9 protein-coding genes and 1 pseudogene are annotated in these 14,887 nt (G+C 69.9%); 6 read left to right on the forward strand and 4 right to left on the reverse strand.

The genetic code is table 11. From position 1 onward, the window contains the following. Window positions 1-1,029: 1,029 nt before the first annotated feature. Window positions 1,030-1,668 (reverse strand): TetR/AcrR family transcriptional regulator, encoded by a 639-nt coding sequence (locus QFZ76_RS17490; RefSeq protein WP_307674620.1) that lies wholly within the window; start codon window positions 1,666-1,668, stop codon window positions 1,030-1,032. Window positions 1,669-1,813: 145 nt separating this feature from the next. Here QFZ76_RS17490 and QFZ76_RS17495 point away from each other — a divergent pair, with 145 nt between their 5' ends. The 6 genes and pseudogenes from QFZ76_RS17495 (at window position 1,814) to QFZ76_RS17520 (ending at window position 6,971) form a co-directional block, all read left to right on the forward strand. Continuing rightward, window positions 1,814-2,743: an MBL fold metallo-hydrolase gene (locus tag QFZ76_RS17495; RefSeq protein ID WP_307674621.1), complete on the forward strand. Its 930-nt coding sequence runs from the start codon at window positions 1,814-1,816 to the stop codon at window positions 2,741-2,743. 128 nt (window positions 2,744-2,871) lie between these two features. Continuing rightward, a complete protein-coding gene (locus tag QFZ76_RS17500) occupies window positions 2,872-4,359 on the forward strand; it encodes an MFS transporter (protein ID WP_307674622.1) in 1,488 nt (495 codons plus the stop codon). 103 nt (window positions 4,360-4,462) lie between these two features. Further along, a complete protein-coding gene (locus QFZ76_RS17505; RefSeq protein WP_307674623.1) occupies window positions 4,463-5,407 on the forward strand; it encodes a fumarylacetoacetate hydrolase family protein in 945 nt (314 codons plus the stop codon). After that, window positions 5,404-6,105, forward strand: coding sequence for a CoA-transferase (locus tag QFZ76_RS17510; protein ID WP_307674624.1), 702 nt, complete (start codon window positions 5,404-5,406; stop codon window positions 6,103-6,105). The genes QFZ76_RS17505 and QFZ76_RS17510 overlap by 4 nt, the downstream gene beginning before the upstream one ends. A gap of 39 nt (window positions 6,106-6,144) precedes the next feature. Beyond that, window positions 6,145-6,330, forward strand: a pseudogene (locus QFZ76_RS17515) (CoA-transferase); the annotation flags it as partial. Further along, complete coding sequence (locus QFZ76_RS17520) at window positions 6,330-6,971, forward strand: CoA transferase subunit B (protein WP_307674625.1); 642 nt, start codon at window positions 6,330-6,332, stop codon at window positions 6,969-6,971. The pseudogene QFZ76_RS17515 and the gene QFZ76_RS17520, both read left to right, overlap by 1 nt. A gap of 598 nt (window positions 6,972-7,569) precedes the next feature. On the opposite strand, the gene QFZ76_RS17525 is transcribed toward QFZ76_RS17520, so the two are convergent. From QFZ76_RS17525 to QFZ76_RS17535, 3 genes are all read right to left on the reverse strand, one after another. Beyond that, a complete protein-coding gene (locus QFZ76_RS17525) occupies window positions 7,570-8,358 on the reverse strand; it encodes a leucyl/phenylalanyl-tRNA--protein transferase (RefSeq protein ID WP_307674626.1) in 789 nt (262 codons plus the stop codon). Then, window positions 8,355-11,627, reverse strand: a complete 3,273-nt coding sequence (locus tag QFZ76_RS17530) for an amino acid adenylation domain-containing protein (protein ID WP_307674627.1) — start codon at window positions 11,625-11,627, stop codon at window positions 8,355-8,357. Before QFZ76_RS17530 ends, QFZ76_RS17525 begins: the two co-directional genes overlap by 4 nt. 70 nt (window positions 11,628-11,697) lie before the next feature. Further along, window positions 11,698-14,877 (reverse strand): bifunctional diguanylate cyclase/phosphodiesterase, encoded by a 3,180-nt coding sequence (locus QFZ76_RS17535; RefSeq protein WP_307674628.1) that lies wholly within the window; start codon window positions 14,875-14,877, stop codon window positions 11,698-11,700. Window positions 14,878-14,887 lie beyond the last annotated feature (10 nt).

Raw genomic sequence — 14,887 nt, forward strand, 5'->3', positions numbered from 1 at the left:
CTCGCACGAACGGGCGCCAAGCCGCTCGTCGACCACTCGCCTGAAGATGGTGTCGCGGCGACGCCCCCGACGAGCGGCCCTCATTCCATGCGTGCGCACCTGCCCCACGGATGGGCCGTTTCCACTACGGGCCGCTTCCCGGCACCCGGCTCGGATCCCGGCCCACTCAGGCGGCCCCCCGCGCCCACGCTCCAGTCCTGGAAGAGCCGCCCACTCGAAGGTCCCCAGACAGCACTTCTGACTTCCTTGCGTCCTGCCAGCGTCCCGAATTAGGCGTCCAAGGCCTCGTACACACCCCGCAGAGACCTACCCCAACGCCGAAGCATCACATCTGCGCAGGTCGGAGCGGTTCGAACTAGCGCCGAAAGCAACAGGGTTGAAGTCACGAGCAGCGGATTCCGTCCGTTGGCCCAAAGTCCTGAATCCGCACGCCCGATGAGACGTTTCCGCAGGTCAAAGGCCTGCATGGTGGGGCGGGTGGGACTCGAACCCACGGCCGACGGATTACGAGTCCTTTGAGGATCTTGGCGACCCTTGTCGATCTACGCTCATCCATGACGTTTCAGCAGGCCAGACGCCATGAGCCGGGTCGGTCCTTCTCTGGCTCAGCCTTTCTGTTCCTGTCCTTGTGTCCCGAACGCGTCCCGAACGCGTCCAAGATGGACGGGCTCAAGCAACGTGGGTCCGTTCGCGCCCGCCCGAAATGGGTCTCGGACCCACCCGCAGCGGATTCTCCTTCCGACGCACAGCGCCATGAAGGCAACGGCGCCTCCCCGGCGGGCGACTAGAGGTATGGAAAGCCGAAGATGCACGCGAGGAAGACGAGGAGCAGCCAGGCGCGGGTGATCACCCGGCGGCCCAAGCGCCCACCGTCGACGTAGAGCGCCTAGCTCCGGTCACCGCGAGCACGATGGCGGCCAGGGCGAAGAAGGCGGTGCCCCAGCGGCCCACCGGAAAGCCCAGGGCGCAGGTCGACCGAAAGGTTGGTTCGCCTCTGCGCGTGCGGCGGTGCGAGGGTGCTGTGCCGCGTCAGGCCGCTTCGCGGACGAGGAGGCCCAGCAGGATGATGTCGAGCGCGCGGACGAGTCGCTGGTGGAGGTCGAAGGGGGCTGGTTCCTCTCGGATCCAGCGCAGGACTGTCGTGAAGTAGCAGGCGGCAAGCAGTTGTCCGGCCTGGTCGCAGTCGACGTCCGCCCTGATCTCCCTGGCCTGCTGACCCTGTTCGACGATCCTGGCAAGTTCGGTCTCCAGAGACGGGTCCTGGAGGAGGCGGCCGTACCGCGCGGAGGCGTCCATCAGGACGGCGGTCTCTGCGCGGGAGGCGATGTTGAGGTCGGCCATCTCCTTCAGGTAACGGCGCAGCCGGTCGCCGACCGGCAGGTCCTCGGCGTGCTGGGAACCGAGGATCTCGTTGACGCGGGCGCGGCGGCGGGCTCCCCATTCCTCGAGGAATCCGACCTTCTGTGAGAAGTGGTTGAAGACGGTGGCCCGAGCGACGTCGGCGGTTTCGGCGATCTGGTCCATGGTCGTCGCCTCGTACCCCTGAGCGACGAACAAGTGCAGCGCCGCGGCGTAGAGCAGATCGCGCACCTGCTGTCGCTTGCGTTCCCGGCGTCCGGCGGGCGGCACTGCGGGCACGACGTCGACTCCTGCCTCCGGGATCTTCATGGCCTCCAGTACAGCACAGGGCTGCACGGGTATTGACGCCGCCACACCATCTTCTTAGATTGTCGGCCATTGATGGACTCCAGTCCAGACATGCACTTAGGTCTCGCTATCTGTGCGGGACGAGACAGGAGGCAACGTGGCTTCCGTGGCATCCCGGACAGGCCGTGTCGAGCTCGGGCACGGCTGTCACGCCTGGATCGCGGGCGAGGCCGGATGGGGCATGAGCAACGCCGGGCTGATCACCGGCCGGGGCGAGTCCCTGCTCGTCGACACCCTCTACGACCTGCGGTTGACCAAGATCATGCTCGACGCGCTGACGCCGCTGACCGCCACCGCGCCGATCGCCACCGTGGTCAACACCCATGGCAACGGCGACCACTGGTTCGGCAACCAGCTCCTGGCCCACGCCGAGATCATCGCGGCCCGCGGGTCCGTGGCGGACATGCGCCAGGTGGGTCCGGCCGAGATGCTGGCGCTGACCGGCATGGACAGCCCCGCCGGGCACTTCGCGCGACGGATCTTCGGCCGCTTCGACTACGCCGGCATCGAACCCGCCTTCCCGAACCGGATCTTCGACGGCGAGACCGTCCTGGACATCGGCGGCACCGAGGTCCGCCTCATCGACGTGGGCCCCGCGCACAGCGCCGGGGACACGATCGTGCACGTGCCGCAGGCCCGGACCGTCTACACCGGCGACATCGTCTTCGCCGGGGCGGCGCCGGTCGTCTGGCACGGCCCCTTCACCCGCTGGCTCGCCGCCTGCGACCTGCTGCTCGGCCTCGACGCGGACATCGTCGTACCCGGCCACGGCCCTGTCACCACCAAACAGGCCATCCGCGAGATCCGCGACTACCTCGAATACGTCCATGAGCAGGCCACCGCCCGGTTCACCGCCGGCATGCCGGCCATGGACGCGGCCCGCGACATCCGCCTCGGCCGCTTCGCAGACCTGCACGAGAACGAACGCCTCGCCGTCAACGTGCACACCGTCTACCGGGAGCTCGACCCCGCCCTGCCCCCTCTCGACGGCCCCGGGCTGTTCGGCTGCATGGCCGAGCTCTGCCCCCGCGTCTGACCACACTCCCCCGCTTGCCCTGACGAGGCCCCGCCCTCCGCCGACGGGTGCACCGCCCCTTCCGGTGCACCCGGCTCCCCGCCGTCCCCTCGGGCCGTACGTCCCGCCAAATCCAGCAAGGAGGAGACATGGTCTCCACCCCCGCCCCACCCGCCGCCCGGTCGTCCGATGCCGCACCGGCCGCTACGGCACGCCACACCAGCACGATCATCGCCGGCTGTCTGGCCGTCTGCCTGGCCCAGATCGGACTGGTCCTGCCCGCCGCGATCAACGGCGTCATGCAGCGCACCCTCCATGCGTCCGGCGGAGAACTGACCTGGATCAGTGACGCCTTCCTGGTGCCCGCCGCCGTCCTCGCGCTGACCTTCGGCGTCCTGGGCGACCTGTACGGCCGTAAGAAACTGGTGGTGGGCGCGGCGCTGCTGTCCGCCGTCGGCTACCTGGTGTCCGCCACCTCCCACTCGGCAGCCCAGCTGATCACCGGCCAGGCGATCTCCGGCATCGGAGCCGCCGCGCTCTTCCCCGCCTCCTTGTCCATGATCACCGCGATCACGACCACCCCGGCTTCGCGAGCCAAGGGGCTGGCCTCCTGGACCACGGCCCTGTCGCTCGGCGCCTTCCTCGCCCCGCTGATGTCCGGCGGGATCGTCGAACACGCCTCCTTCCAGTGGGCGTTCGGCGTGACCGGCGTGCTCGCCGTGATCACCGCGGTGGGTGCCTGGCTGCTGGCCGCCGAGTCCAGCGCCCCCGAGGGCCGCTCGCTCGACTGGCCGGGGCAGATCGCCATCGCCGTGGCCATGCTCGCCCTGCTGTACGGCATCATCCAGGGCCCCTCCGACGGCTGGAGCTCGACACCCGTCGTCGCGTCCTTCGTCGCCTTCGCCGTGTTCATCGTCGCGTTCGTGACGGTGGAGAGCCGGAGCGCGGCCCCGATGCTGCGCCTGGAGCTGTTCCGCATCCCGGCCTTCGCGGCGTCGGCCGCGATGGCGGTGATCGGCATGTTCGGCTTCCTCGGCGGCGCGTACGACCTGAGCATCCGCCTCGGCGTCATCCAGCACCAAAGCCCCTTCCGGGCCGCGGTGCCCTTCCTGATCATCCAGGGCGTCACCCCGCTCATCTGGCCGCTGCTGGTCCGGCTGCTGCACCGCGTGGGCCCCGGCCCCATGCTCATCACCGGGTTCGTCTCGCTGGCCGGCGCCCAACTGTGGCTGCGGGCGGTGCCGATCCACGAAAGCGGCCTGATCCCCCTGCTCGGGCCGCTGGTGCTCAACGGTGTCGGCTTCGGTCTGGTCGTCGCCGCCATCACCGCCGCTGCCGTCAACGTCGTACCGACCACCCTGACCGGCATGGCGGGCGCCACCACCAGCCTGGTCCGCGACCTCGGTCAGACCCTCGGCCCGGCGGTCGTCGGCGCCGTCGCCCTCGGCATGGCCGCGCGTCAGCTCACCGGCAGCCTCGCCGACGCAGGCCTGACTCCCAAGGAGCACGGCATCGCCTCCGCCGTCCTGCACGAGGGCGGCCCGCTGGCCCTGCACAGCGCGGACCTCGGTCCGCTCAGCGCCAAGCTCGCCCCTACACCACGGACGCCCTGGCCCACGGCTACAACAACGGGCTGATCCTCACCGCCGTCGCCTGCATGGCCGCCGCTGTGATCGCCGCCGTCTTCGTCGGCTTCGGGCCCAGCGGCACGCGGCCGGCCGAGTCGGAGCGGAGCGCGGCATGAGGTTCGCGACCTTCGTCCACGACGGGAAACGGCAGCCGGGAGCCGTCGCCGACGACCAGGTCCACCCGTTCGAGTACCCGGTCGAACTGCTTGATCTGATCGTGGAGGGCGAGCAGTCCCTGCGCGGGGCGGGCGAACGCGCCCTGTCCGGCTCCCTGCCGCTGCCCCTGGCCGACGTACGGCTGCTGCCACCGTTGCAACCGCCGACCGTACGCGACTACATGACCTTCGAAAGCCATGTGGCGGGCGTTGCTCAGGGATACGGCGACACCGTCCCCGAAGAGTGGTACGCCGCGCCCGCGTTCTACTTCACCAACCCGTACGCGATGATCGGCGCCCACGACGACGTGCCCCTGCCGCCGGGCTGTCTCCGCTTCGACTTCGAACTCGAGGTGGCTGCCGTCATCGGCAAGGCCGGCCGGGACCTGACCCCCGAGCAGGCACGCGAGCACATCCTCGGCTACACGATCCTCAACGACTGGTCCGCCCGCGACCTGCAGGGCCGCGAGATGAAGGTGAAACTCGGCCCGGCCAAGGGCAAGGACACCTCAACCACCCTCGGCCCCTGGCTCGTCACCGCCGACGAACTGGAACCCCACCGCAACCCGGAAGGCTTCCTCGACCTCGCCCTGACCGTTCAGGTCAACGGCGAGGACGTCGGTCAGGATCGGCTGACCAATATGGCCTGGACATTCGAGGAGATGGCGGCGTACGCCTCCCGCGGCACCTGGATCCACCCCGGCGACGTCCTGGGCTCCGGCACCTGCGGCAACGGCGGCTGCCTGGCCGAACTCTGGGGCCGCGGCGGCAACTTCGAACCCCCGCCGCTTGTCCCCGGCGACATCGTCACCATGACGGTCGAGGGCATCGGCACCATCAGCAACACCGTCATTGAAGGCGTTGCCCCGGTGCCTCTGCCATCCGCCCGCCGCAGGCTGTGACCCCGTACCGACTGGAATCGGGCCGGAGCTACGGCTCTCCCCAGCCCGAAGCCTCCGCCTCTGAACATGGAGACCACGCGCAGGCCGTCGGCGCCCTGCACGAGCAGGGCGCCGATGAGCACGGTGGGGATGCCGCACAGCCCGCCTTCTACACCCCGGCCGGGGTCGGCACCCAGTTCGCCGACGGCGGACTGCCCTGGCGCTACGGCCCCGACGGCAGCGTCTCCGTGGCCTCCCCGCCGAAGGAGACGCGGGAGTTCCGCAGCCGGACGTACCTCCTGGAAGAAGCCGTCACCACCGACTTCTCCCTCGTACGGGCCGCCCGCGGCGACCGACACGGCAACCTCGTCTTCCACCGCAGCGCCGCCAACTTCAACCGTTCCTGGAGACTGAGCAGGAGTGAGTCTGATCAGCCGCACGCCCCGAACGGTCTTGGGCGCACTGGTCCCCGGCGTACTCGACCCCAGGGCGGCGACACGCATCCTGTGCATGGTCCGATCCCGGGAGGCCAGCTCCCTGCGCGACCTGGCCATGTGGGTACGGCCAGAGGCGACGGGGAGGCCCCGAACCATCTCTCCGGTGGAGCGGGGGCCCCGCACACTGGCACCGTACCCGGCGTCCCAGATCGCACGATCACGTTGACCCGATCGGCCCAGGGCCTCGCGGGCCGGAAGTCGACCATCACACGATCGAGCTAACTCGACCTCCCACACCGCCGCCTGCGAGCAGCTACCGACCCCCTGGCGGCCATGGCGGGCCGGATCACGATCGCCGAGGTCGAGGAGCTCGTCGAACCCGGCACCATCGACCCCGACGCCGTTCACCTGCCCGGCATCTACGTCGACCGGGTCGTGGGCCCCGTCCCAGCCGACGACAAGGGCATCGAGAAGCGCACCGTCCGCACGCGTGAGGAGCGGCACTGATGGCCTGGACCCGCGGCCAGATGGCCGCCCGCGCCGCACGCGAACTGCCCGACGGCTCCTACGCCAACCTGGGCATCGGCCTGCCCACCCTCATCCCGGGCCACCTCCCGCCCGGCGTGCACGTGGTGCTGCACTCGGAGAACGGCATCCTGGGCACCGGCCCCTACCCGTACGACGACGAGATCGACCCCGACCTGATCAACGCGGGCAAGGAGACCGTCACCGTCCTGCCCGGCGCCGCGTTCTTCGACTCCGCACGGTCCTTCGGGATGATCCGCGGCGGCCGCATCGACGTCGCCGTGCTGGGCGGCATGCAGGTTTCCGCGGCCGGTGACCTTGCCAACTGGACCGTACCCGGCAAGATGATCAAGGGTATGGGAGGTGCCATGGACCTGGTGCACGGCGCCCGCAAGGTCGTCGTCCTCATGGAGCACACCGCCAAGGACGGCTCACCGAAGATCGTCGACAGGTGCACCCTCCCGCTGACCGGGCAGGCATGCGTCCACCGCATCATCACCGACCTGGCCGTCCTCGACATCACGGCCGACGGCCTGTCGCTGGTGGAACTCGCCCCCGGAGTGGCCCTCTCGGACGTCCGCGAGCGTACGGGGCCACCGATGCTGGTGCCTGCCTGGGCCTGAGCCCCTCGACCGCGTAAGCGGTGGCCGGCCCGCCGCCCCGTCAGGGGTCGGCTCCCCAGGCAGCTGTGGGCGCCTCCCCCTACGGCACCGGAAGCCGCAGGTCGAAAAGGAGGCTGCCGTGGGGATCGTTCCGCGCGTCCACAGCCGCAGGGGCAGCCCCGAGACCCGAGGTCGGGCAACGCCCTGGCCGCCTGCTGTCACACCGCACCGCCTGCACCAGAAAGCACATCCGCAGCGCCGACAGGACGGCCCAAGGCAGCCACTTCCAGGGCGAGTCGCGTCTGGGCTCCTCAGCCCTTGTCAGCCTGTTCCTGTTCTTGTGTCCCGAACGCGTCCTGAACGGGCCCAGGACGGTCGGCCTCAAGGGCGCGTGGCCAAACCCGCCAGCTCGGGAAAGGGTCTGAATCCGCCCGCAGCCGATCTACCTTCCAACGCGCAAAGGCTCCTCCCGCATTCGGGGGCGGAGTCTCTCTGTCCGTTGTCGCAGGCAGGGCGTCTGCGAGCAGAGAGCCGGTGCGGAACCTCAGGTCGCTACCGGTCTTGGTGACGGTTCACGTACCTCGGCACAGTACGGGAGCACGCAGCGCGACGAACGCGGTCAGCGCGATCCCGTCGGCTGGGCAATGCGGCTGGCGGGCAAGATGGCGGTGGGCATCGGGAGGCTGTCGCGCACGGTACGGCGCAGGTGTCGCACGTACTGCTCTCGCGGTACGAGAATGCCGCCCAGGCTGCGGACGTGCGGGCTGTCCCGCTGCGCGTCGAGCAACTCGCCGCCGGCCTGCGCGAAGCGCTCCGCGAGGTCGGTCACCGCGACCTTCGAGGCACCGGGACGGTGGAAGAACATCGAGTCCATACTGAACACCGATCCGACCTGGAGGCCGAAGACGCCGCCGACCAGATGGCCGTCCTCCCACACCTCGACGCTGTGGGCATGACCCAGATCGTGCAGGCGGACCAGGCTTGCGATCAGTTCGTCGGTGAGCCACAGCGGGACGCGGCCGGCGCGGCATTCGCGGACGACCCGCTCGAACCGCCGGTCCAGGCTGGTCGACCACGGCAGCCGGTTGCGTAGCCGCCGGGCGAGGCTCCGACTGAGGCGCGTGGCCGAGACGGGCAGCACCGGCCTGGGGTCGGGCGACCACCAGGAGACGGCGTAGGGATCGGCCGATTCCTCCCCCACGAGCCGGATGCGGCCCTCCTGGACCTGATCGGCGAAGACCACCTCGTTGAGGGCGCGGGTGTACTCGTCGGATGCCGGGAACGGATAGGCCCCGGCGCGGTACGCCGCCAGGAGGCCGGCGGGACTGAGGTCGGCGCCGAAGGCCACCGGACCGTCGGACGCCGCTTCCAGCACGTCCAGCGCCTCCCAGCCAGGACATCGGCTCACCACCGTGCCGCTCCCTGCCCTTGGCTCTTCACCGGCCGGACGGCGTCGGCTTGTTGGAGGAATCCGATGTAGCGGTCCATCATCTCCGCGTCCACCGGCGGAATGGCGATCCCGGCGTCCACCAGCGCCCGTTCCGCGTTGCCGCGGGTGAACTCCGTGAAAACGCCCTGGAAGTACATCTCGCTCACGGTGATGTCGGCGCGCGCGCACCGGTCGACGAAGAGCGGGACGAACGGGGTGATCGGGTCGGTGGGGTGCCCGGCCGCGTACTTCACCAGAGCGGCGACCCACTCGGAGTACGGGATCTCCTGGACCGGGTAACCCCGCCGGCGCAGGCGCTCGGCGAGCGAATTCAGCAGCGTGGGACGGGGGTTGGTGAGGTGGTAGACCTCCCCGCGAGCGGGATGGCGGGTGGAGATGTGTCCGATGGCGCGGACGAGGTGGTCGGCAGGCAGGAAGTCCAGCGGCAGCCGGACGTCGGGGCACAGTCCGGTCCGCGCGATGAAGTCGAAGAGGGCGGCCAGCTCACTGCTGGTGTTCATCACGCCGGTTCCGTTGCGGCCCGTGACGTCCATCAGGCGGTACACGGCGACCGGCAGGCCCGCGTCGGACGCCTTCTTCAGCAGTGCCTCGCCGACCCATTTGGTCTCCACGTATCCCACCGACAGATACTCCGGGAAGCGCAGCGGCGTGCTCTCCGTCACCTCGCGCACCCCGGCCGGCCCGAATCCGGCGAGCACCGCCATGCTGGAGGTGAAGTGGACGGGGACGGCCCGGCCGGCGGCGAGGCGGATGATCTCGTATGTTCCGTCGACGTTGGCCGCGCGCAACTCGTGGTACGGATAGATGAAGTTGACCTGGCCGCCGAAGTGGTAGACGGCGTCGATGGTCGATCCCAGTTCCTCGAACCGGCTTGGGGACAGCCCCAGTCCGGGCTTGCCCAGGTCGCCGACGACCGGCTGGACACGCTCGCTGGACAGATCGCTGAGGACGTACCGCTGGTGGCTCGCGCGGATCCGCTCCATGCCGTGCTCGTCGCCGGAGGCCCTGACCAGGCAGAGGATCCGTCCCGTCGTCCTGCGCAGCAGCTCGTCGATCATGTACGCGCCGCAGAACCCCGTCGCCCCGGTGAGGAGGACGTCGCCGGGGCGCCGGGGATCCGGAGCCGGCAGGCCATGGCCCACTGCCGGAACGCGCCGGTCGGTCTCGGCGGCGAAGTCGACGCTCCCGCCGTCCGGGTGGGCCAGTGTGCCGGCCCGTGCCTGGCGTACGGACTCGGCGAACGCGGCGAGCGTCGGATACCGCAGCAGTGAACGGGTCAGGTCGCGGATCTGTGTGATGCCGATGCCGAATACGACGCGGGTCCGGGCGAGCATCTCCATGGCCAGCAGCGAGTTGCCGCCCAGCTCGAAGAAGTCGTCGTGCGGACGGACGTAGTCCACATCCAGGATCTGGCCCCACAACTGGGCCATCCCCTGCGGCACCGGACGATCGTCGTCGCCTGCCGTCGACGCCGCGGTCACGGGTTCCGGCACGGCCATGCGGTCGAGCTTTCCGCCGGGCGTGACGGGCAGCCGCTCCACCGCGTGGAAGGCTGCCGGGATCATGTGGCCCGGCAGGACCTCGGCGAGTGCCGACCGCAGCCGCGCGCGCAGCACCGCCTCGCCGCCGCCCGGCGGCGAGGTCGGCGTGAAGTACGCGATGAGGTCCCGGTCGCCGCCGGCGTGCGTCCGGGCCACCACCATCGCCTGGCCGATCTCCGGGTGGGAGACGAGCGCGGCCTCGACCTCGGCCGGGTCGACCCGGAACCCGCGGATCTTCATCTGGTCGTCGACCCGGCCCAGGACTTCCAGGTTGCCGTCCGAGCGCCGACGGCCCAGATCCCCGGTGCGGTACATCCGCTCCCCCGGCGCCAAGCCGTGCGGGTCGGGCAGAAACTGCTGTGCGGTCAGGGCAGGTTGCCGCCAGATACCGCGCGCCAGCCCCGGACCGCCGATGTAGATCTCGCCGCGCTCGCCCGGCGGCACCGGGCGCAGTTCGGCGTCGAGCACGTGGACGTTATTCCCCTCCAGGGGCCTGCCGATCGAGGCGACAGCGGTGTCCGGCGCGGCGAGCACTTCCTCGTTCAGGTCGCAGAGCGTGGAGGTGATGGTGGTCTCGGTGAGCCCGTAGGCGTTGACGAGCCGTGCGCCGGGGATCCGGCGCAGCATGGCGCGGCAGTCCTTAGCGGTGACGATCTCGCCGCCGACGATGACTAGCCTCAGTGACGCGAGGCTCTCGTCGCGATGCGGGACGGAGACGATCCGCTGCCAGTAGGCGGGGGTCAGGTCGGCGACGGTGATCCCGTGCTCCGGTAGGCGGTGCAGCAGGTCGGTGGGCGCCCACGTGTGTGTTCCCGCGAGGACGAGTGTTGCGCCGCTGATCAGCGTGGCGAAGATCTGCTCCAGTGAGGTGTCGAAGCCGAGCGCCGCGGCGTGCAGCACCCGGTCGCCGGGCCTCAGTTCGTATGCCCGGGCCGCCGCGGTGAGGGAGTGTGCCAGCGACCGGTGGGTGATCATCACACCCTTGGGAGGTCCGGTGGATCCAGAGGTGTAGATCACGTAGGCGAGGTCGTCCGGCCGGGGGCCGCGGGCCGGCCGCGGCCCCGCAGGCGGCGTCTGGATCGCCGGTTCCCCGGCGTAGACGGTCCGCGCCTCGCATCCGGCGAACATCGGGGCGTGCTCGCGGCTCGAGACGATGAGGCGTGAATCGGTCTCCCCGACCAGTGCGACCATCCGCTGCCGCGGAGTCGCCGGGTCGAGGGGCAGGAACGCGCCGCCGGAGCTCAGCACCGCCAGCAGCGCGACGACCAGCTCGGGCACGCGGTCAAGGCACACGCTGACGACGGACTCCGCGTCGACGCCCGACGCCCGCAGCTCGTCGGCGAGCCGGTCGGCGCGGCCGGTCAGCTCGGCGTAGCTGAGCCGGCCCTCGTCCGAGAGCACCGCGAGAGCGGACGGCTCACGCCGCGCCTGCTCCCGGACCAGCTCGGGCACGGTGCTCGGCCCGGAACCCGGGGGCCGCCGCCCGGTGCGGGCGCTTGCGGGCCGCATGTCGGTCCACGTGCTGTCGACAAAGCGTCCGCACCACGCGGCGGGCGCCGGTCCGCCGATCCGACGCCATCCGGCCGGAATCCGGCGACCGGCGGGCCAGATGGCGTACTGCTCCTCGTCATTGCGCAGTACGACGCGCGCAGCCGACTCCGTCGGCGGGTGATGACGTTCCGTCATCTGGGGCCTCCTGCCTCGCGCGACGTCCCGCGGAACACGACCTGCGCTCCCGCGGGAGAGGGCCGCCCCCTCACCGTTTCCTTTCCGCTGGCGCGCCGGGCAATCCGGCCAGGCGGCCGAGAGGCGGCGCGAGGACGAGACGCTCCGCCTCCTCGGCGTTGACCGGCTTGGCGAAGAGATATCCCTGGCCGAGTCGGCAGCCCATGGAGATCAGCAACTCCTGCTGCCTCACGTCCTCCACTCCTTCGGCGATCACCGTGAGGCCGAGTGTGTCGGCAAGATGCGTGATGCCCTCGACCAGGGCGTACTGCTCAGTGGAGTGCCCGAGTTGGTCGATGAACGACTTGTCGATCTTGAGTATGGAGATCGGGAACTCGCGCAAATAGCTCAGCGACGAGTAGCCCGTGCCGAAGTCGTCAATCGCGAAGCGGATCCCGAGGTCGGTGAGCGAACTCATCTCGGCCAGGATGCGCTCGTCGTTGTACATCAGCACACTCTCGGTCAGTTCCAGTACGAGAGACGACGGTTCGATGCCGGAGAGTTGCAGTGCGCGCCGGACCACGTTGTGGAACTCGTCGTCCCGGAACTGACGTGGCGACACGTTCACGCTGACGTAAGGTGCGTCGAGGTCGGCCGACCCGTGGCGCAGCACGGAGTCCTCCCACCGGACAGCCTCGGCCGCGGCCTGATCAAGCACCCAGGCGCCGAGCGGGACGATCTGCCCGCTCTCCTCGGCCAGCCTGATGAACTGCTCCGGCATCACCATGCCGCGCGTGGAGTGGGGCCAGCGAACGAGCGCCTCGAAGCCGGCGATCCGCCCACTCGTCAGCTCCACGATGGGCTGGTAAAGCACCATGAAGGACGTCTCGATCGGCGAACTGTCCAGGCCCGCCTGCAACTTGGCACGCTCGGCCATGCCGCTCTGCAGCTCCGGGTGGTAGCGGCGCCACTGGCGCTTGCCCGCCGTCTTCGCCGCGTACAGCGCGAGATCGGCGTGTGACATCAGTTCGACCGAGTCGATGCTGTCCTCCGTCGTCGCGACGCCGACACTGGCGTACGTGCTCACCGGCCCCACACTGAGCCGGAACGGCTCGGCGAACACGGTCATCACGTGTTCGGTGAACCTTTCCACGCCCGCCGGCGTGACGGAGCCCTCCACCAGCAGTGCGAACTCGTCGCCGCCGACGCGCGCGGCCGTGTCGGAGGCACGGACGGTGGTCTGCAGCCGGAGTGACAGCGCGACCAGGAGTTCGTCGCCCACACCGTGGCCGTGTATGTCGTTGATGACCTTGAAGTCGTCCACGTCGACGAAGAGCACGCCGACCACCGTGCCCTCGCGCTGTGCCTGCACCAGGGCGTGGTTGATCCGCTCCTGGAAGAGCACGCGGTTGGCCAGGCCGGTGAGCGAGTCATGGAACGCCTGGTGGGTGAGTTCGCGTTCGAGCTTGCGCTGCTCGGTCACGTCCCGCAGGGTGAGCACCACCCCACCGACGGTGGCCTCCTCGCGCAGGTCGCTCCACCTCACCTCGACCTCGATGGTCGCCCGGTCGGTGCGGACCATGCGCCAGTGCTCGCGCCTGGTCTGATACTCGCGGTTCCGTATCCGGCCCAGCGTCTCGACCACCGCGCGGCTGTCCTGCGGTGGCACCAGATCGACGAGCAGGGTGCCCTCCAGGTCCGGAACGCCGAGCACCTGGTCGGCGGAGGGGCTGGCGTAACGGACCCGGTCGTCGTCGTCGAGGATCAGGATGACGTCGGAGGCGTTCTGCACCAGCGTGCGGAAGTACATCTCGCTGTTGCGCTGGTTGACTTCCTCCGCGAGGTCGACCCTCGCCACGGCAAGTGCCGTCTGCGCGGCGAGAGTCGCCAGCGTGTCGCGGAACACGAGCAGGTCGTGCTCGTCCCCGGCCACGATCAGTGCCCCGATCAGCGGATCGCCAGAGGGGTGATCCTGCGAGGTGAGCGGGCAGACCAGCGCGTGGCCGGCGCGGGTCGGCTCCTCGTCCGGGCCCGTGAGGCGGGCGGCGAGATCGGGCGCCGTACCGTCGAGGGCCACCAGGCAGTTCTCGCCGGACGCGATCAGTTCCCTTACGGCTGCGGTCGCCGGCGCGGACAGCGGCCCGCGTACGCCGCCGTGCGCCCCGTTCACCCAGAGCGTGTTGTCCGGCACGGTGAGCAGCGCGCAACGCGGCGGGCCGTGCGACACCAGCTCCGTCACCGCGGAGTGGACGGCTGCGGCCACATCCCGCAGATCGCCCGCTCCGCCCAGCGACGACACCGCGTTGCGCAGCACCTTCTCCCGGCCGACCGCCCGCTGGTGGGTCGCCACCACACCCGCCAGGCGGTAGAGCACAAGGAGGAAGAGCACCGCGGAGAACACCCCGATGACGCCGCCGTTGGACTCAACGCCGCGCACCGCCTCAGTCAGAAGGATGGCCGGCGCGATCAGCGACGCCAGGGTGAGCAGGCTCAGCCGGCCCGTGCCGGTCTCGGCGCGCCATACCAACGGCTGGGTCAGCGACCGCATGGACGGATCGAGCGCGGCGGCCGCCCAGGCGCCGTACAGGACGGCCCAGCCGAGTTCGACCGCGCTACCCGTGCGCCACGTCCCGTTCAGCTGGATCAGGCCGTAAAGCACGTCGGCGGTGAGCAGGCCGAGGGTGCCCGCGGTGAGCAGCATGAGCGAGCGGCTCTTGCCGCCACGGCCGACGAGCAGGCGCAGCAGCATCGCCAGGACGAGTATGTCGCCGAGCGGATAGGCGATGGCGAACGCCTTCTGCACCCAGGCGAGACCCTCGAGGCGGGCGTACGGATCGATGAGGAAGAGCCACGACAGCAGCGCCAGGCCGACTGTCAGCGTCAGCGCGTCGACGAGGCTCGCGCGGTCGCGCCAACTCGTGCGCCAGTGCATGAATCCCAGCAGCCCTGCCGCATAGAGCGGATATGCCGCGAGATAGAAGCCGTCGGCGATCGATGGGAACGGGATCTCCTCCTCGAGCAACTCGATGAGGATGATCTGGGTGGCCTGGCCCGCGGCGAAGGCGAAGTTTCCCGCGGCGAGCAACAGCCAGGGGAGTCGATGAGCGGGGCGGTTGAGAAGGATACCCAGAACAATACCGCTGACGCCGGTCACTCCAATGGCGACGAAGATCAGCCGCTGTTCCGGGAATATGTAGTAGAACGCGGTCAGCACGACGATGCATGCGCTGACAGCAGCCATCGCGGCCTGGCTTCGCAATTGCGCGTTCATCCCAACTAAC

The sequence above is a fragment of the Streptomyces sp. V4I2 genome (genome assembly GCF_030817655.1).
GTDB classification, from domain to species: Bacteria; Actinomycetota; Actinomycetes; order Streptomycetales; family Streptomycetaceae; genus Streptomyces; species Streptomyces plumbiresistens.

Bases quoted from the DNA above. Each gene is read 5' to 3' on its own strand.
- QFZ76_RS17490 (WP_307674620.1), bottom strand. From the start codon at position 1,668: ATGAAGATCCCGGAGGCAGGAGTCGACGTCGTGCCCGCAGTGCCGCCC.
- QFZ76_RS17500 (WP_307674622.1), top strand. From the start codon at position 2,872: ATGGTCTCCACCCCCGCCCCACCCGCCGCCCGGTCGTCCGATGCCGCA.
- QFZ76_RS17505 (WP_307674623.1), top strand. From the start codon at position 4,463: ATGAGGTTCGCGACCTTCGTCCACGACGGGAAACGGCAGCCGGGAGCC.
- QFZ76_RS17520 (WP_307674625.1), top strand. From the start codon at position 6,330: ATGGCCTGGACCCGCGGCCAGATGGCCGCCCGCGCCGCACGCGAACTG.
- QFZ76_RS17530 (WP_307674627.1), bottom strand. From the start codon at position 11,627: ATGACGGAACGTCATCACCCGCCGACGGAGTCGGCTGCGCGCGTCGTA.
- QFZ76_RS17535 (WP_307674628.1), bottom strand. From the start codon at position 14,877: ATGAACGCGCAATTGCGAAGCCAGGCCGCGATGGCTGCTGTCAGCGCA.